General features: G+C 72.1%; 16 protein-coding genes and 1 pseudogene. 7 read left to right on the top strand and 10 right to left on the bottom strand.

Annotated elements, in window-relative coordinates; genetic code table 11:
* Positions 1–6: 6 nt before the first annotated feature.
* Positions 7–1,062 carry a ferredoxin reductase gene (locus ACFWRT_RS04615; RefSeq protein WP_380948694.1) on the bottom strand — a complete coding sequence of 352 codons (1,056 nt, stop codon included), beginning with the start codon at positions 1,060–1,062 and terminating at the stop codon, positions 7–9.
* A gap of 86 nt (positions 1,063–1,148) precedes the next feature.
* Here ACFWRT_RS04615 and ACFWRT_RS04610 point away from each other — a divergent pair, with 86 nt between their 5' ends.
* Both ACFWRT_RS04610 and ACFWRT_RS04605 read left to right on the top strand, forming a co-directional pair.
* On the top strand, positions 1,149–2,288 hold the full coding sequence (locus ACFWRT_RS04610) for a PucR family transcriptional regulator (RefSeq protein ID WP_380948693.1): 1,140 nt from the start codon (positions 1,149–1,151) through the stop codon (positions 2,286–2,288).
* A 135-nt stretch (positions 2,289–2,423) separates the two neighbouring features.
* Positions 2,424–2,762, top strand: coding sequence for a thioredoxin family protein (locus ACFWRT_RS04605; RefSeq protein WP_380948692.1), 339 nt, complete (start codon positions 2,424–2,426; stop codon positions 2,760–2,762).
* 20 nt (positions 2,763–2,782) lie between these two features.
* Here the strand turns inward: ACFWRT_RS04605 and ACFWRT_RS04600 are convergent, their stop codons facing one another.
* Both ACFWRT_RS04600 and ACFWRT_RS04595 read right to left on the bottom strand, forming a co-directional pair.
* Positions 2,783–3,556: a calcium-binding protein gene (locus ACFWRT_RS04600; protein ID WP_380948691.1), complete on the bottom strand. Its 774-nt coding sequence runs from the start codon at positions 3,554–3,556 to the stop codon at positions 2,783–2,785.
* Positions 3,557–3,816: 260 nt separating this feature from the next.
* On the bottom strand, positions 3,817–4,332 hold the full coding sequence (locus tag ACFWRT_RS04595; RefSeq protein WP_380948690.1) for a lytic polysaccharide monooxygenase auxiliary activity family 9 protein: 516 nt from the start codon (positions 4,330–4,332) through the stop codon (positions 3,817–3,819).
* A gap of 366 nt (positions 4,333–4,698) precedes the next feature.
* Between ACFWRT_RS04595 and ACFWRT_RS04590 the strand changes: the two are divergent.
* The 4 genes and pseudogenes from ACFWRT_RS04590 to ACFWRT_RS04575 form a co-directional block, all read left to right on the top strand.
* Positions 4,699–5,045: pseudogene (locus tag ACFWRT_RS04590) on the top strand (alpha/beta hydrolase); the annotation flags it as partial.
* A gap of 412 nt (positions 5,046–5,457) precedes the next feature.
* Positions 5,458–7,074, top strand: a complete 1,617-nt coding sequence (locus ACFWRT_RS04585) for an adenosine deaminase family protein (protein ID WP_380948689.1) — start codon at positions 5,458–5,460, stop codon at positions 7,072–7,074.
* Between the two features lie 81 nt (positions 7,075–7,155).
* Entirely contained in the window at positions 7,156–7,599 is a 444-nt protein-coding gene (locus ACFWRT_RS04580; RefSeq protein ID WP_380948688.1) for a nuclear transport factor 2 family protein, read from the top strand.
* A complete protein-coding gene (locus ACFWRT_RS04575; protein WP_380948687.1) occupies positions 7,596–8,768 on the top strand; it encodes an MFS transporter in 1,173 nt (390 codons plus the stop codon). The genes ACFWRT_RS04580 and ACFWRT_RS04575 overlap by 4 nt, the downstream gene beginning before the upstream one ends.
* 39 nt (positions 8,769–8,807) lie before the next feature.
* Here ACFWRT_RS04575 and ACFWRT_RS04570 read toward each other — a convergent pair whose 3' ends face one another.
* Genes ACFWRT_RS04570 through ACFWRT_RS04560 form a run of 3 tightly spaced genes read right to left on the bottom strand, consistent with a single transcriptional unit; the run spans position 8,808 to position 12,870 of the window.
* Positions 8,808–10,955 (bottom strand): iron ABC transporter permease, encoded by a 2,148-nt coding sequence (locus ACFWRT_RS04570; RefSeq protein ID WP_380948686.1) that lies wholly within the window; start codon positions 10,953–10,955, stop codon positions 8,808–8,810.
* A 2-nt stretch (positions 10,956–10,957) separates the two neighbouring features.
* Positions 10,958–11,932 carry an ABC transporter substrate-binding protein gene (locus tag ACFWRT_RS04565; RefSeq protein WP_380948685.1) on the bottom strand — a complete coding sequence of 325 codons (975 nt, stop codon included), beginning with the start codon at positions 11,930–11,932 and terminating at the stop codon, positions 10,958–10,960.
* Positions 11,933–11,940: 8 nt separating this feature from the next.
* A complete protein-coding gene (locus tag ACFWRT_RS04560) occupies positions 11,941–12,870 on the bottom strand; it encodes an ABC transporter ATP-binding protein (RefSeq protein WP_380948684.1) in 930 nt (309 codons plus the stop codon).
* Between the two features lie 392 nt (positions 12,871–13,262).
* Here ACFWRT_RS04560 and ACFWRT_RS04555 point away from each other — a divergent pair, with 392 nt between their 5' ends.
* Complete coding sequence (locus ACFWRT_RS04555; RefSeq protein ID WP_380948683.1) at positions 13,263–13,706, top strand: subtilase-type protease inhibitor; 444 nt, start codon at positions 13,263–13,265, stop codon at positions 13,704–13,706.
* On the opposite strand, the gene ACFWRT_RS04550 is transcribed toward ACFWRT_RS04555, so the two are convergent.
* The 4 genes from ACFWRT_RS04550 to ACFWRT_RS04535 all read right to left on the bottom strand — a co-directional run bounded on the left by ACFWRT_RS04550 (position 13,694) and on the right by ACFWRT_RS04535 (position 17,109).
* Positions 13,694–15,331, bottom strand: a complete 1,638-nt coding sequence (locus tag ACFWRT_RS04550; protein ID WP_380948682.1) for an MFS transporter — start codon at positions 15,329–15,331, stop codon at positions 13,694–13,696. The two genes, ACFWRT_RS04555 and ACFWRT_RS04550, sit on opposite strands and share 13 nt — an antisense overlap.
* Positions 15,332–15,409: 78 nt before the next feature.
* Positions 15,410–15,652 carry a 30S ribosomal protein S18 gene (rpsR, locus tag ACFWRT_RS04545; protein WP_380948681.1) on the bottom strand — a complete coding sequence of 81 codons (243 nt, stop codon included), beginning with the start codon at positions 15,650–15,652 and terminating at the stop codon, positions 15,410–15,412.
* A 48-nt stretch (positions 15,653–15,700) separates the two neighbouring features.
* Positions 15,701–16,858 carry a CobW family GTP-binding protein gene (locus tag ACFWRT_RS04540; RefSeq protein WP_380948680.1) on the bottom strand — a complete coding sequence of 386 codons (1,158 nt, stop codon included), beginning with the start codon at positions 16,856–16,858 and terminating at the stop codon, positions 15,701–15,703.
* Positions 16,855–17,109: a type B 50S ribosomal protein L31 gene (locus ACFWRT_RS04535; RefSeq protein ID WP_380948679.1), complete on the bottom strand. Its 255-nt coding sequence runs from the start codon at positions 17,107–17,109 to the stop codon at positions 16,855–16,857. Before ACFWRT_RS04535 ends, ACFWRT_RS04540 begins: the two co-directional genes overlap by 4 nt.
* Positions 17,110–17,169 lie beyond the last annotated feature (60 nt).

Here is a 17,169-nt window from a genome sequence, read left to right as displayed (position 1 = left end):
GTGTTCCTACCGTTCGATGTCGCAGGGGCCCGCCGCGGCGGACACACAGGTCTGGATGAGGACGCCCGGCTCGGCCTCGGTGATCTCGCCGGTGCGCAGGTCGCGTACGGCACCCGCTTTGAGCGGCGTGACGCAGCCGAAGCAGATGCCCATGCGGCACCCGGAGGGCATGAGCACGCCGGCCTCTTCGCCGACGTCCAGCAACGGCGTGGCGCCGTCCGCGTCGACGGTCCTGCCGGTGGCGCTGAACGTGACCTCGCCGCCCTCACCGGCGACGACGATGCCGGGGCGGAAGCGTTCGGTGTGCAGGCGCTCCAGGACACCGTGCTCGGTCCAGTGCTCCTCGGCGGCGTCGAGCAGGCCCGCGGGCCCGCACGCCCAGGTCTCGCGCTCGGCCCAGTCGGGCACGAGTGCGTCGAGACGGGCGATGTCGAGCAGGCCGTCCGTGTCGGTGTGCACCTCGGTGAGCCGCAGTCTCTTCTCCGCGACCAGGTCGTGCAGTTCGTCACGGAAGATCACGTCCTGCGGCCGCGGCGCGCAGTGCACCATGACGGCGTCGTCGAACTCGGTGTCGCGCAGCATGCCCATCACGGGCGTGATGCCGCTGCCGGCCGTCAGGTAGAGCACCTTGGCGGGCGTGGCCCGCGGCAGCACGAAGTCACCGGTCGGCTGATCGAGCTGGATCAGCGTGCCCGGTTTCGCCCGGCGGACCAGATGGTTGCTGACCTTGCCGTCCGGGATCGCCTTCACGGTGACCGTGATGCGGCCGTCCTGGCGGTCCGTCGGCGAGGTGATGGAGTAGGCACGCCACAGGCGCACCCCGTCGACGTCGACCCCGATCCGCACGTACTGACCGGCTGTGTGGCCGCGCCAGCCCCGTCCCGGCCTGATCACGACCGTCGCGGCGTCATCCGTCTCGGGGTGCACGGCCTCGATGCGCCCCCGTAGGTCGGCGCCCGTACGCAGCGGGCTGACCAGGTCGAGGTAGTCCGACGGCAGAAGCGGCGTCGTGACCATCTCCAGCAGTTTCCACGCCCTGCCGCGGAGGGCTGTACTCGTCATGGCTCCAGCTTGGTGTGCCTCAGGGCGTAAAGTCCTGACCGAAGGACGTGAATCTGATCGGTAAGATTGTTCGCAGGGAACAAAAAGTGAGCCATGCAGTCCGGAGGGCCAGCGAGCTGGCCCTTGATGAGACGACGGTCACCGCGCTACGGGCCGCGCTGAAGACCACCGCCGACGAGGTCGTGCAAGCGATCATCGACGAGGTCCCTCCCTACGCCAACGCCCTCGCGGGCCGTATGGGGAGCACCATCCGCCGAGCAGTCCGCACCGCCCTGGGGCACTACCTGGACCTCGCGAGCGGGAAGGCCACCGGCGGCGACGGCGGTGACGCGGCCTACGAGCTGGGCCGCGGCGAGGTGCGCGACGGGCGTTCGATGGACGCCCTGCTCAGCGCCTACCGCGTGGGCGCCCGCGTGGCCTGGCGATGCCTGGCGGAGGGCGCCGTATCCGCGGGGCTGCCCGCCGCCGAGGTCGCCAAGTTCGCCGAGCTGACCTTCGCCTACATCGACGAGCTCTCCGCCGCGAGCGCCGCGGGCCACGCCGACGAACTGGCCGCCCGGGGCAGGGCCCACGAGCGCCACCTGGAACACCTGGCCCGCGACCTCCTCGCCGGCGCGAGCGCGGACGTGCTGCTGGCTTCCGGCCAGCGGGCCGGGTGGCAGCCTCCGGCTTCGCTGACCGCGGTCCTGCTGCCCGCCGCCCAGGCCCGGCCCGCCTACCGCACCCTCGACCCGAGCACCCTCGTCCTCGACGATCTGCCGGATGCCACCGGTGTGCTGCTCGTCCCGGACGCCGACCGGTGGCACCTCCTGCGGCTACTGACCGACCGCACCGCCGTGGTCGGCCCGGCACGGCCGTGGACCCGTGCGTCCGCCTCGTACGCACGAGCTGTACGCGCGCGTTCCCTCTCCCCGGACATCCGCGACACCGAGGACCACCTGCCCGAACTGGTGCTGAGCGCCGACGCGGACGCGTTCGCGGACCTGCGTGCCCGCGCCCTCGCACCGCTGCGGACCTTGCCTCCCGCGACCGCGCGGCGGCTGGAGGAGACGTTGCGGGCGTGGCTGCTGCACCAGGGCAGGCGGGACGAGGTGGCGGCGGCGCTGTTCGTCCATCCCCAGACGGTCCGCTACCGGATGTCGCAGCTGCGGGAGCTGTTTCCGGATCTCGCCTCGCCGCACAGGGTCCTGGAACTGACGCTGGCGGTCGGTCCGCGGGTCGGCTGACGCGTAGGTCGACCGACCACGACCAAGACCAAGACCGCGTCCGCGACCAAGACCGCGACCGCGTCCGCGACCGCGTCCGCACACCTCGCGAGGGATGATGGGACGGAGCGACGGAAGGTGAGGGCAGCAGCGCCCATGGCAAAGCAGGTTCATTCCCCCCGCGAGGACGCGGAGTTCGATTTCATCCTCGGAATGAGCGGAGTTCCGGTCCTCGCGTACTTCACGGGGACATGGCCCAAGGCGATCGAGCCCTGCCGGGCGATGGACGTCGTCATGAGCGCCATCGCCACCGAGCACAGGGGCCGCCTGACGGTCGTCCGCACCGACATCACACGCTGCCCGTCGACCACCGAGCGATACGGGATCACCGGAGCCCCGTCCTACGTCCTGGTGCGGGAACGAGAGGCGGTGGCGCACGGCACGGGGCCTGCGACCGTCACCGAGGTACGGGAATTCCTGGCCGGCCACCTCTGAGCGAAGGGGCCCGCTGTCGCCTACGGGAGGACGAGGTCGCGGCCTGAACCGCCTTCGACCACGTCCTTCCCCGGGCCGCCCACGATCAGGTCGTCGCCGGCCTCGCCGTGCAGCATGTCGTCGCCCGAGCCGCCGAGAAGGACGTCCTTGCCGTCCCCGCCCATGACGTGGTCGTCGCCCGAGCCCGCGTACACGAGGTCGATGCCGCCGTAGCCCTCGATCATGTCGTCGCCCCGGCCGCCCCACATCCGCTGGTCGCCGTCGTCGCCCATCAGGTGGTCCATGCCGTCGCCGCCGTCCAGGACCACGCGCCCCATGACCATGTCGTCGCCCGCGTCACCCCTGACCGTGTGGGCGGTGTGGGCGTGCAGGGTGTCGTCACCGGGGCCACCGCTGACGGTGGCCACCGCCAGGTCGCTGGTGGCGATCTCGTCGTCGCCGTCGCCGAGGAAGACGTCGATCCGGTCCGGCAGGGCGCTGTCGGTGGGCAGTTCGCAGACGACGTACGTCTCGACCCCCGGTTCCAGGTACGTGCAGTGGTCGCCCGGCTGGAGGGGGACCGCATCGCGGAAGCCGATGCGCCGGACCCCGTCGCCGCGGTCCATCGGGACCACGTGGAGGTCGTTGACCTGCCCCGGGGCGGCGGTGAAGGTGATCGACTGTTTCGCCCAGTCGGCGCCGATGCGGGCCTTGGCCCCGGTGGCGGCGGGAGCCGCGACGGCCGGGGACGCGGCGAGGCCGGTGGCGAGCAGGGCCACGACGGCGGCGCGGGCGGTGACGTGGTGGCGGTTCATGGGGCCTCATCTCTATGGGGTGGCCGTCGGGTCGGCCCGGCGACGTGCTCGCCTGCGGACGGGCACGAGCACGGGCCCGGCGTGATCATCTGCGCCAGGTGAGGTGCCACCCGGTGCCCGGAGCGAACGGTGCACCGCCCGCTCCGGGCATCGGCCGGGCCACGGCCGGGCATCGGCCGGTTCGGTTCGTTCAGGTTCTGGTGCGTACCGGCGGAGCCGGGTGGTGCCGAGGTGCGACCGTACGGTGGTGCGGTCGCGGGTCAGCTCACGTTCACGTCCACGCAGGCGTAGAAGGCGTTGGCGGTGTCGGCGATGTTCCACACGGCCAGCACCTTCTGCTTGCCGGTCAGGGTGCCGAAGTTCACCTGGTGGGTGACGGTCTCTCCCGGCCGGGCGCCACCGTCGTTGAACTCCGCGATCTTCCGGCCACCCGCGTAGTACTGCCAGGTGCTGGTGGCATGCCGTGCCGTCAGCCGCCAGTTGAAGCTGGTCGTCCGGCCGACCGGGGTGACCTTCCAGCCCTTGCCGTCGTTGTTGAGCTCGGCGAAGGCGGCGTTCCCTCCGCTGCAGCTCGTTAAGCCCTTGGGGCCCTCGACGCTCTGCGGCTCGTACTTGATGGCGCCGCAGGAGACCGTGCCTGCGGCGCACTGGGCCTGACGGCTGGGGGGCGAGGATATGTAGCCGTGTGCGCTCGCGCTGTTGGCGGGCAGACTGATGGCCAGGAGTGGGGCGATGCCCGCGCCGATGGCGACGGCCAGCATCTTCTTGCTCTTCATGACAACTCCTCTGTGGAGGTTGGTGCTTGCCCGTGCGGCACGGGGAAGCATGAGCATGACAAGCGGTGCCGTGCATGACGTCCAGGGTCGTCATGGGTGGCTGGAGAAGCGTACCCCGCTTGGTCTAGACCAAGCTAGGGTGCGGTTGCGGCGGCTCTTCGCTCCGGCGCTGCCGCCTGTGGCCCTCAAGCCGCGGGGGCAGGTGCGCTGACCAGGGGCGACGCGCTCCCCATGCACTGGGAGACGGTTCATTGAGTGCCTCTCGGCGCCCCCGGCATACTTCGGAACCCGGGGCCGTACACGTATCCGAACGGCCCTGCGCGGGCTGGGCCTTCGCTCGCCCGATCCAGCCCTTAGCAGGAAACCTGCGCGTTCTGGAACAGGTCCGTGGAACCGGCGACGAACGTGAACAACAAGGTGGGCTCCCTGATCGTCCAGAACGAGTGGGACTCCCAGACCCCGCTGCCCTGCACCAGGACCTGAAGCGCTCCAGGATGGTCACCGTCCTCGGCGGCGAGGGCCACGGCGTCCAACTGAGCGGCAACGCGTGCACGGACGGTACGGTCACGGGCTATTTGCTCACCGGAAAGCTACCGGTCAAGGACGTGGCCTGCCGGGCGACCGCAGCGTCGAACGCGGACGCGCGGCAGAACCAGCGGCGGGACGAGCTCCCCGGGTCGCCGCTCCCGGAGCGCGCCCCGGACCGCTTCTGAGTCCGTCGTACGGCCCCGAGCTGTATGACGTGTTGGCCGTATGACGTGCTGAAGGAGGGGCGGGATCTCCGAGCGGGGGTCCCGCTCCGTCGGCGCGCAGGGTGTCGCAGGTGTGCCGCAGGCGCGGGTCGGAGGGGGACGGTAGCTGGACCGGCTGCCGCGGCGAGGCGGCCGGCCGGTCCAGCAGGACGGCCCGCAGCCGGTGGCACGGTCCCCATGCGGCCTGCGCACCCCGTACGGCTCCAACTGCACGTGCCCGCCGACCACATGGCCGTACGGCCACGCGCGCGCCCCGGCGCCTGAACAACAGGTGCCGGGGACAAGGCACGGCTCCCCACTCGATCGAGTGGATCTTGCTCCTGATCCATGCGGTTCGGGCGGGAAGCGGGTCCGGCGACGCGATCATTCGGCGGTGATCTCCTCGATTCGGACGGCACACCGTCCCAAGTCCCTCGTCCCGGCCGGGATCGGCGCCCTCGCCCTCCTCACCCTCCTCCCCACCGTCCCGGCCGCCGCCGCACCCGCGCCGGATCCGGCCACCACCTCGGCCGCGCAGCCCCGGCACCGCGCCGTCACCCCGGCCGAGCGCCGGACGTCCGCCCACCTCGACACCCTCCGGAGCGACCCGGAACGGCTGAAGGCCTTCTTCGCCGCACTGCCCAAGGGAGGCGACCTCCACAACCACCTGTCCGGCGCGGTCACCACCGAGTACCTGATCCAGCTCGCGGGGGAGAACGGGCTCTGCATCGACGCCACGGACACCGCCGTACGCCCGCCCTGCGGACCGGGTACGCGACCGGCCGCCGACGCCCGTACGGACGGCCGGTTCCGGCAGCGCATCGTCCGCGCCTGGTCGATGCAGGACTTCCCCACCGACCAGTCCGGCCACGACCACTTCTTCGACACGTTCGGCAAGTTCGGCGAGGCGACGCGCGATCGCGGGAAGCTCCTCGCCGATGTCGCCAACACCGTCGTGGAGCAGAACCAGTTCTATCTGGAGACCCTGGTCACCCCCGCCTCCGACAGCGCGCGGAAGCTCGCCGAGTCCGTCGGCTACGACGCCGACCTCGCCGCCTTCCACCGCAAGCTCGTCGCCGGTGGAAAGCTCGACAAGGTCGTCACCGAGGCCGTCCGCGAGGCCGACGCCGCCGACGCCCAGTTCCGCGAGGCCGCGCACTGCGACACCCGCCGTCCCGACCCGGGCTGCCGGCTGCCCGTACGGTGGATCTCCCAGGTCTCCCGGGGCAGTTCGAACGAGCGCGTGTTCACCCAGATGGCTGTCGGCCTGCGGCTCGCCGAGCGCGACCCGCGGTTCGTCGCGGTCAACCTCGTCCAGCCGGAGGACGGCGAGAGCGCGCTGCGCAACTACAGCCTCCATATGCGGATGCTCCAGTACCTGCGCACCCAGTACCCCGACGTCCGCATCACCCTGCACGCCGGTGAGCTGACGCCCGGCCTGGTCAAGCCCGAGGATCTCACCTTCCACATCCGCGAGGCCGTGCTCGTCGCAGGCGCCGAACGCATCGGCCACGGCGTCGACCTGGTCCACGAGGACGACTGGCGCGGCCTCGCCCGGACGATAGCCCGGCGCGATGTCGCCGTCGAGGTGCCGTTCAGCAGCAACAAGCAGATCCTGGGCGTCGCGGGCGACGACCACCCGTTCAACGCCTACCGCCACTACGGCGTCCCCGTGGTCCTGGCCACCGACGACCCCGGCGTCTCGCGCATCGACATCAGCCACGAGTACCGGTACGCCCGGGAGACCTACGGCCTGAGCTACCCCGAGCTGAAGGACCTGGCCCGCGCCTCGCTGGAGTACGCGTTCCTCGAAGGCGACGGCCTGTGGGCCACCGGATCCGCCCGCGCCGGCTACCGCCCGGTGCCCGCCTGCGCCGGAGCCCGGCCGGGCATCGTCCCGCCCGCCCCGGACTGCGTCCGCCACCTGGAGGGCAACCCGAAGGCCGCGACCCAGTGGCGCCAGGAGGCATCGTTCGCCGGATTCGAACGGCGGTACGGCGGATGGCGCTGACGCCGCACCGCCGCTGAGGCGAGCCGTGGAGGGCGCAGGTCCTGAACTGCGGCCCGCGCCCCCCACGGCTACGCTCGAAAAATGCGAGACAGCGGAGACCGGCCCGGGCCGCCCCCGGACAGCACCGAAGGCGCGGCGGACCCGGCGGTCCACGCACTGCTCGCCTCCGCCGTGGACGAATGGGCCGACGCGATCGTCGCGAACGACGCCGAGCGCATCGCCGCCTTCATGGCGGACGAGTGGGTCATCGTCTCCGAGTCCGGCATCACGGACCGCGACACCTTCCTGGCCTTCGTCACCTCCGGCGACCTGACCCACTCGGCGATGCGGGCCGTCACCCCGCCGAGGATCCGCGTCCACGGGGACACCGCCGTCGTCACCGCCCGGATCACGAACACCGCCCACTACGGCGGCGACCGCTTCGACGCCGACGAATGGACCACGGACGTCTTCGTACGGCGCGACGGCCACTGGCGGTGCGTGCTGAGCCACATCAACCCCGCCGCGTCTCCCGAGGGTTCATGAGCCGCCTGGGCTACCCGGCGGCCGCCGCCGTCTTCGCCATCGGTATGGCGGGCACCACCCTGCCCACCCCGCTGTACGGGCTCTACCGGGCGGAGCTCGGCTTCTCCGAGCTGATGGTGACGGTCGTCTTCGCCGTCTACGCCCTCGGTGTCATCGCCACCCTGCTCCTCGCCGGGAACGTCTCCGACGAGACGGGGCGGCGGCCCGTCCTCCTGGCCGCCCTGGGCTTCTCGGCGGCGAGCGCGCTCTGCTTCCTCTTCGAGGGCGGGCTCCCCGCCCTCTTCGCGGGCCGCCTGCTGTCGGGGTTCGCCGCCGGGCTGCTGAGCGGCGCCGCCACCGTCACGGTGATGGAACTCGCCCCACCGGGGCGTGAGGCACGAGCCGGTCTCGCCGCGACCGCCGCGAACATGGGCGGCCTCGGCTGCGGCCCGCTCCTCGCGGGGCTCCTCGCCGAGTACGCCCCCCGGCCCCTGACGCTCCCCTTCGTCGCCCACCTGGCGCTGATCGCCGTGGCCGCCGTGCTGACCTGGCTGCTGCCCGAGACGGTCACCTCCCGCGTACGACGCTTCCGGCCGCACCCGCAGGGGATCGCCGTCCCGCCCCAGGTGCGCGGGGTGTTCGCCCCCTCGGCGCTGGCCGCCTTCGCCGGGTTCTCCCTGCTCGGCCTCTTCACGGCGGTCGCCCCGGCGTTCGTGGCCGAGACGCTCGACGTGCACAACCTCGCCCTCGCCGGACTCGTCGTCTTCTCCGTCTTCCTCGCCTCGACGGCCGGGCAGGCGCTGATGGGGCGGGTGGGGGTGCGGCGGGCCCTGCCGGGCGGGTGCTTCGTCCTGGTCGTGGGACTGGTGCTGGTGGCGGCTTCGTTGCTGCTCGCCTCGCTGCCCCTCCTCGTCACGGGCGCCCTCTGCGGCGGTCTCGGGCAGGGGCTCGCGTTCCGGGGCGCGGTGACGGCGATCAGTGGCGCGGCACCGCCCGAGCACCGGGCCGCGACGGTGTCCGCGTTCTTCGTCGTCGCCTATCTCGGCATCTCGCTGCCGGTGGTGGGCGTGGGCGCCCTGACCTTGTGGATCGGGCTCAGGAACGCCGGGCTGACCTTCGCCGGGTGCGTGCTGGTCCTGGCGCTGGGCGTCGGCCTGCACCTGGCCCGGCGACCTGCCGCGCGCGCCTGACGGGCGCGGAGGCCGACATCGTACGCGCACCCGCCGCCCTCACCCCTCGCTGCGGGACCGCCAGAGCAGCCAGATGAAGTACGGCGCACCGATCACCGCCGTCAGCAGCCCCACCGGGATCTGGGCCGGGGCGATGACCGTACGGCCCACCGTGTCGGAGACCACCACCAGCAGCGCGCCGAGCAGCGCACTGACCGGGACGACCCGCACATGCCGCCGGCCCACCAGTGCCCGGGCCGCGTGCGGTGCGACCAGGCCGACGAAGCCGATCACGCCGACCGCCGCCACCGCCCCGGCGGTCAGCACGACGGCGATGGACAGCAGCCCCAGCCGGGTGGTGCCCAGGCGGACCCCGAGCAGCCGGGGTGTGTCGCCGTCAAGACCGATGAGGTCGAGGTCACGGCGCATCACCGCCAGCACCGGAAGGGCGGCGGCGAGCGCCACCAGCACCGGGATCAGCTCCGGGAACGTGCGCCCGTACGTCGACCCGCCCAGCCAGGCCAGCGCCTTGGTCGCGTTGTACGGGTCGGTGAGCACGATCAGCAGGCTGACCAACGCCCCGCCGCCCGCCTGGACCCCGATACCGATCAGCACCAGCCGGTTCTGCTCCAGCCCACGCCGTGCGGCCAGACCGAAGACCAGCGCGGCGGCGGCCGCCGCACCGGCCAGCGCGGAACCGCCGATCAGCCAGAAGCTCGCCAGCGGGACGACGGTGAGGACGGCGACCGCCCCGATCCCCGCCCCGCTGACCACGCCGAGCACCCCCGGCTCCGCCAGCGGGTTGCGCGACACCGCCTGGACGACGGCTCCCGCCACGGCCAGCGCCGCACCGGCGAGCAGGGCGGCGGCGACCCGGGGGACGCGGGTGTCGAGAACGTACGTCGTGAACTGCCCCGACCGGCCCGCGAGCCAGTTGACCACATCGCCCAGGAGCAGCGTGGCGTCGCCGAGGAGCGTCGCCGCCACCACCGCGCCGAGCAGCCCCACGACCGTCACCGCCAGCGTGACGACGAACGCGCGCCGGCTGCGCAGCCGGGCGAACGCGGTCGAGCCGGTGTCCGTGCCCATGTCGCGCGACCGGTAGGCGAGGAGGACGAGGACGAGCGCGCCGAAGCAGGTCGTGACGATCCCGGTCGGCACCTCCGCCCCCGCCTGCGCGCCGAACACCGCACGCAGCAGCACATCCGCGCCGAGCACCACGAGCACGCCCGCGAGCGCCGACGCCGGGATGAACGCGCGGTGCCGGACCAGGACCGGCACCCACGTACCGAGCAGCCTGACCACGGCCGGTGCGCACAGCCCGACGAAGCCGATCGGCCCCGCCACCGTCACGGCGACCGCCGCGAGCAGCACGGCGAGGACCACGGCGACGGAGCGCGTCAGCCGGGGACTGACGCCCACGACCGCCGCACTGTCGTCCCCGAGCGCGAGGACGTCCAGCCGCCGTCCCAGCACCATCAGACCGGCGAACGCCACCAGCGCGAGGGGTGCGAGCCGGTCGATGGACTGCATGCCGATCTGCGCGAGCGAGCCGTTGCCCCAGGCGAACAGACCGGTCGTCTGCTGGGAGCGCAGCAGCAGCAGCATCCCGCTCAGCCCGGAGAGCGCGAGGGTGAGCGCCGAACCCGCGAGCACCAGCCGGATCGGACCGGCCCCCGCCCGCGACAGACCGAGGACGACGCCCGCCGCGAGGAGCCCGCCGAGGAACGCCGTACCGCCCGCCGGGAGCGCGGGCAGCGTGATGCCGAACGCGGCGACGGCGACGACCGCGAGGTACGCCCCCGCGTTGACGGCGAGGGTGTCGGGCGAGGCCAGCATGTTGCGCGACACCGACTGGAGGGCCGCGCCCGCCGCGCCGAGCGCGCAGCCGACGAGGAGCCCGGCCGCGAGCCGGGGCAGCCGGGAGTCCAGGACGACGGCGGCGCTCTGCTCGTCGGCGGTCCGGTCCGAGGCTGGACCGGTGAGCAACTGCCAGAGCGTGTGCAGGTCGACGGCGGCCGTGCCCTGGCTCAGGTGGACGACGGCGAGCGCGCCGAGGGCCAGGAGCGTGGCCAGCGCGAGGAGGAACATGCGGCCGCGGCGGGCCGGGCGGCCGGGCGCGGCCGGGGACGGTGCCCCGGCCGGACCGGCCGCACCCGCCGCCGTGTCGACGGTGGCGGGCGGGGCGGAAGTGGTGCGGGTGCTCATCGTCAGTCGGTCAGCGCGCCGACGAGTGCGTCGATGTAGTCGCGCATGGACGCGGTCCCGCCGAACATCCAGATGCCGTCGGGCAGCCGGTAGGCCTGGTCCTTCTTCACGAACGGCAGCGACTTCCACACCGCGTTGTCCTTGAGCCCGTCCTTGAACGGGTCGCCGCCGTCGGCGTCGTTGGCGATGTACGTGAACCGCGCGTCGCCGATCTTCGTCAGCCCCTCGACGTCGGTGGCCGCGAGCCCGTAGGCCTTGTCGCCCTCCAGCTTCCACGGGCTGACCAGGCCGAGTTCGGTGTTCACATCGGCGAGCAGCGAGCCCTTGACGTACGGGCGGACCGAGACCTGGTTGCCCTCCTGCCAGCCGTCGGCGAAGGCGACCTCCTTGCCGCCGAGACCGGCCGCCGCGAGCTTCTTCTTGCCGTCCTCGACCGCCTTGCGGAAGGAGGCGATCTCGCTCTCGGCCTTCTCCTCGGTGCCGGTGGCCTCCGCGATGAGGTTGACGTTGTCGACCATCTGGTCGATCTGCCGGCTCGCGTCGGCCGAGCGCACCACGACGACCGGCGCGGCCTTGGAGAGCTGTGCGATGGCCGAATCGGAGAGGTCGCTGGTCGCCACGATGAGGTCGGGCTTCAGGCCGGCCACGGTGGCGACGCTGGGCTCACCCCGGGTGCCTATGTCCTTGACGTCCTTGGCGAGCGGCGCGGACGTGTCGTACGCCGTGTAGCCCTTGACGTCGGCGACGCCGACCGGCTGCACGCCGAGCGTCACGAGCGTCTCGACGACGTTCCACTCGGTGCCGACGACGCGCTTGGCCGGACCGTCGAGCGTGACCTTCTTGCCGCGGGAGTCGGTGACCGTCACCGAGGTCTCCTTGGCGGATTCCTTCTTCGGCGCCTCGGTGGTGCCGCAGCCGGAGAGAGCGAGCGCGGCGGTGGCGGCGAGAGCGGGCCAGGCCAGGTACTGGTTCTTCATGAGGGTGTTCAGGGCCTTTCGGTACGGAGGTGGTGGCGGCCCACCGCGCGGGTGCGCGGGATGCCGGTGGACGGGTCCGGTTCGACGTCGATCCGGATGCCGTAGGTCTGGGTCAGCCGCTCGGAGTCGTAGACCTCCGCGGGGGTGCCGGCGGCGGCGATCCGCCCCGACGAGAGCAGGACGACCTGGTCGGCCACGGCGGCGGCCTGGTCCAGGTCGTGCAGGACGACCCCGACGGTCACGCCGTGGGTGTCGGCGAGATCGCGTACGAGATCGAGGATCTCCACCTGGTAGCGCAGGTCGAGGTAGGTCGTCGGCTCGTCGAGCAGCAGCACGTCGGTGTCCTGTGCCAGGCAGCAGGCGAACCAGACGCGCTGGAGCTGGCCGCCGGAGAGGCTCTCGACGCCCCGGTCGGCGAAGTCGGTGAGGTTGGTGACGGCGAGCGCGTGGTCGATGGTCCGGGCGCCGTCGGGGTCGCTCCCGCGCAGCCGTCCCCGGTAGGGGTGGCGGCCGAATCCCACCACGTCCCGCACGCTCAGCCCCGCCGGGGCGTTGCGGCTCTGGGCGAGCAGGGTGATGCGGCGGGCGAAGTCGTTACGGGACAGGGCGAGGGCGTCGACCGGCTCGTCGTCGCCCGCGGCGGAGACCGTCACCGTGCCGGTGCGCGCCTTGTGGAGCCGGGCGACGGCGCGCAGCAGGGTGGACTTCCCGCTGCCGTTCGGCCCGATCAGGGCGGTGACCCGACCGCGCGGCAACCTGAGGTCGGCGCCGTGGACGACGTCGGCCCGGTCGTACGCGACGGTCACGTCACGGGCGTCGAGGCCGACGTGGCCGGTGGGGCCGGAGGGGCCCGCTGGGCTGTCGGGGCTCGCGGCTCGGCCGGGCACGGTGGTCCGGAGCGGCGGGCTGTCTTCACGGTCGTGGGCAGGAGCGATCACGACGGTGAGGGTAGCCTAACCTTAATCCAACGCCGCATCCGGTATACGGAACGTTCAGTTCCGAGGGTCGTGAGCGGCTCCGGCGGTCATCCCCGACCATGACCGCCGAGAGCGCGGATGGATCTGAAACCCGGCGCTTTCCAGTCGAAGCGGCTTCCGAAGGTTTCCGGCCGCTCCGGAATCAACGCAGCTCAGACGGTCGTTTTCCATTGAACCGTCGGAGGATGTCCATATGTTGGACGGCCTCCGCGACCCGTGTGAGCTGCCCGAACGACCATCCGGTCGGTTCGAACGAACGTCTGCGGCTGGAAGCGGGCTGTCGATGTGCGCCTACTGTCCGCATGCGTAAGACTCCTGACCGCAATCAGCACCCGACCGAGGAGTTTTCACCCATGCGACACAACCGTCACGCAATCTTCGCGACCATCGCCGCGAGCGCCCTGGCCCTCGGCGGCCTCGCCGCCACCTCCGCCCACGCGGCACCGGCGAAGGCGCAGAGCCTGTACGCGCCCTCCGCCCTCGTCCTCACCGTGGCCCAGGGCGAGGACCCGCTCACCGCGACGGTCAAGCGGGCGGTCACGCTCAGCTGCGCCCCGGACGCCGGGGGCACCCACCCGTCCCCGGAGGCCGCGTGCGCCGAACTCGACACGGTCGGCGGCCAGTTCGCCGCACTGGCCAACACCTCGCCCGACCGCATGTGTACCCGGCAGTGGGACCCGGTCGTGATCACCGCCCACGGCGTCTGGCACGGCAAGCGCGTCACGTTCTCGACCACGTACGGCAATGCCTGCGAGCTGGCCGGCAGCATGAACGACAGCGCCGTCTACTCGTTCTGAGCCGGTTCGGCATCCTTGGGGGAATCCTGCGTCACCCGGGTCCCCGGGTGACGCAGCGCGAACAGGAATGCGACGGCCAGGACGATCGCCATCCCGTAGAACACCCACTGGTTGGCCTGGGCGAAGTCCATCCGGATCGCCTGCATCGAGTCCTTCACCGCATCGGCCACGGGGCCGCTCCCTGAGGGACCGCGGGTATCGGCCTGACCGGTCACCGCCTGCGCGACCGACTCCGCGGCATCGCCCGCCGCCCCCTCCGGCACCCCCTTGCCGACCAGCGTGCCCTCCACGTTGGTGATCGTCCGGTGCGTCAACACCGTGCCGAAGATGGCGAGTCCGATGCTGGCCGCGAAGTTCCGCACGGTCTGGGTGATCCCGGTGACCTCCCCGTACGAAGCACCGATCGCCCGGTTCACGGCGTCGGTCGAGGCCGGCGCCAGCAGCAGCCCGATCCCGGCGCCGGCCATGGCCGCGTAGATCCACTGGTCGTGCATGGAGAGCGTGGTCAACTTCTGTGCCCACAGGAAGAATCCGACCGCACCGAGCGCGGTGCCCAGCTTCAGCGCCGGGCGGGCACCGCGCTTGTCCAGGATGCGGCCGCCCCACTGGGAGGCGATGCCGAAACCGATGAAGAAGTACAGGAGGTAGAGCGCCGCCTGGTTCGGCGAGGCGCTCAGCGAGACCTGCGCGTACACGGAGGCGAAGAAGAAGACCGGGACGAACGCCATCATCGAGAAGAACAGCACCGCGTTGTCGATCTGGAACGCCCGGTCCCGGAACACCTGGAGCTTGATGAGCGGGAACCGCGCCCGTAGTTCGAACCAGCAGAAGAACACCAGCACCAGCAGCCCGACCACGATGCACGCCCAGGTGAGGACAGAGCTCCAGCCCCAGGTGGACGCCTGTTGCAGACCCAGCACCGTCAGCCCCATCCCGACCGCGACGAGCGCGGCACCGGGCAGATCCAGCGGCTCGCGCCGCGCCCGGTCCGGGATGCGCGCCAGCACCGTCAGCACGATGGCGATGACGGCGACGGGCACGTTGACCCAGAAGATCGCGCGCCACGTCCACGAGGTCAGCCAGCCGCCGAGCAGCGGCCCCACCGCGGTGAGGGCCCCGGAGAGACCGAAGAACAGCGCCAGCGCCCGCCCTCGCCGCTCCACCGGGAACACCGCGATGACCACGGCCAGCGCGGCCGGGAACATCAGGGCCGCGCCGATGCCCTGCACGGCACGGAACCCGATCAGCCAGGCCTGCGCGAAGTCCCCGGCCGGCACGGCACCGCACATCGCGGACGAGATGACGAACACGAGCGTGCCGATCAGCATCACGCGGCGGTGCCCGTAGATGTCGGACAGCCGCCCGCCCAGCGCGAAGAACGCGGCCAGCGTGAGCAGATAGGCGTTGACGACCCACTGCATCTGCGTGGAGGTGAGGCCCAGTTCGTGGATGATGTCCGGTGCGGCGATGGCGACGATCGTCTGGTCGATGAAGGTCATCGACACGGCGAACAGCATGGCCGCGAGAGCGAGGCTCTGATTCGGGGACCCGGCCCGGCGGCCTGGGACCGCCGGGCCTGACGACGCCGGTTCCGGGCCGTCCCCCTTGGAGGTGTCTGTGCCCATACGTTCATGGTGCTCGGCCTGCCACGGTGCTGCATCCCGAGCGGCCCCCACCCCTGTCAGGGCAGGGGCGACGGCGGGCTACCTGCCGGAACCGGAGTACGGCAGCAGCGCCATCTCCCGGGCGTTCTTGATGGCCGCGGCGAGCTGCCGCTGCTGCTGGGCGCTCACCCGGCTGACCCTGCGGCTGCGGATCTTGCCGCGGTCGGAGATGAACTTCCGCAGCAGATCGGTGTCCTTGTAGTCGATGTACGTGATCCCGGCCGCGTCCAGCGGGTTGGGTCGGGCCTTGAGGGGCTTACGGGGGTCCTGCTTGCGTGCCATCGGGATTCCTTGTGCGGGTCGTCGGGGGTACGGGGGTGGCTCGCCGGTTCACACCGGGTCGAGGAGCGCGTCGAAGGCGGCGGGCAGGCTCTTCCATGCCTCCCGACCCGCCCGGTACTCCTCGTCGCTGAGCAGGCACGACTCCAGCAGCCCGGTCAGCCCGTCGCGGTCGAGGCCGGGGGAGACGAAGACCAGGTGCTGGCAGCGGTCGCCGTGCTCGGGGTGCCAGTCCAGCGCGGCCGCGGCCTGCCGGTAGGGCGGCACCAGGGCCCAGGCCGCGTCCGGGAGGGAGGCGAGATAGGGGCCGGTGTTCTCCACACAGAGGGCGCCGCCCGCAGCGTCCCAGGAGAGCAGGGTGTCGGGCCGGTCCGCGAGCCAGAACCGGCCCCGGCTGCGGGCCGCCGCACAGCACAGGTCCTCCAGCGCGTGGTAGAGGCGCTCGGGATGGAAGGGACGGTGACGCCGCCAGACGAGCGTGGAGACCCCGGCCTCCTCCGCCTCCTGAGGCAGCAGAGCGCAGGCGGGATGCTGCCCCGCGGCAGCCGCCTCCACATCGAACCCGGCGACCGCGAGCCGCGCCAACTCAGTTGCGTCCGAAGCGACCTGACGTGCCATCGAATTCATCTGACGGATCAGCGCACGGTCCTCGTCGTCGGCCGCGGGGCTGTCGGCCACCGCCAGGACGGGGGCGTACTCCACCTGCCGGGCCCAGGTGTCCCCGATGGTCCGCTGGTCGGCGGGGGCCGCCGCCAGACCGGCCTCCGCCAGGTCGTCGCCGTTGGTGAGGCACGGCAGGACGAGGGTGGGGTCGACCGCGGTGATCACATTGGTGACCTCGAAGCTGCTCGCCCCGTGGACCGCGATGACCTCGGCCATCGACTTCGGCTCCACGGAGTCCCAGAGCTCCAGGACGGCCAGCCGGGTGAGGCCGCTGTCCGCCAGCCGCTGCAGCTCGGGGACCAGGTCCTCCCGCAGCGCGCAGCAGGCGCAGTCGTTGACCAGGGGTGTCTCGCCGGCGGACAGCTCACCGGTGGCGTCCCGCAGGGTGCGGCGTACGGTCCCGTCGGTCGCCGTGGACAGGTCGTGGTGGAGCGCGACGCTGTGCGGAACCTGGGCGAGCAGCGCCTCCACCACCTCGCGCCGCACCTCCGCGTGCAGCCCGCAGACGATGACGACGGGCAGTTTCCGCCGCTGTTGTGCCGTCACCGGGCCTCACCGTGCCCGTACCGGCGCTCGAAGCGCTCGACGCGGCCCGCGGTGTCCAGGACCCGGGCGGTGCCGGTGTAGAAGGGGTGGCTCGCGGAGGAGATCTCCACATCGACGACCGGGTAGGTGCGGCCGTCCTCCCACTCGACGGTCTTCTCGCTGGTGAGCGTGGAGCGGGTGAGGAAGGCGAAGTCGGCGGCCTTGTCGCGGAAGACGACGGGGCCGTAGGCGGGGTGGATTCCGGGCTTCATGAGGGGGTCCTAGCGGTCTGGGGTTGCTGGGGGCGGGGCAGGCCGGGCCGGGGGTGGGCC

Origin of the sequence: Streptomyces cyaneofuscatus (assembly GCF_042718795.1) — a bacterium.
In the GTDB taxonomy this organism is placed as follows: Bacteria; Actinomycetota; Actinomycetes; order Streptomycetales; family Streptomycetaceae; genus Streptomyces; species Streptomyces cyaneofuscatus_A.
This window is presented reverse-complemented; position numbering and strand designations above follow the sequence as displayed.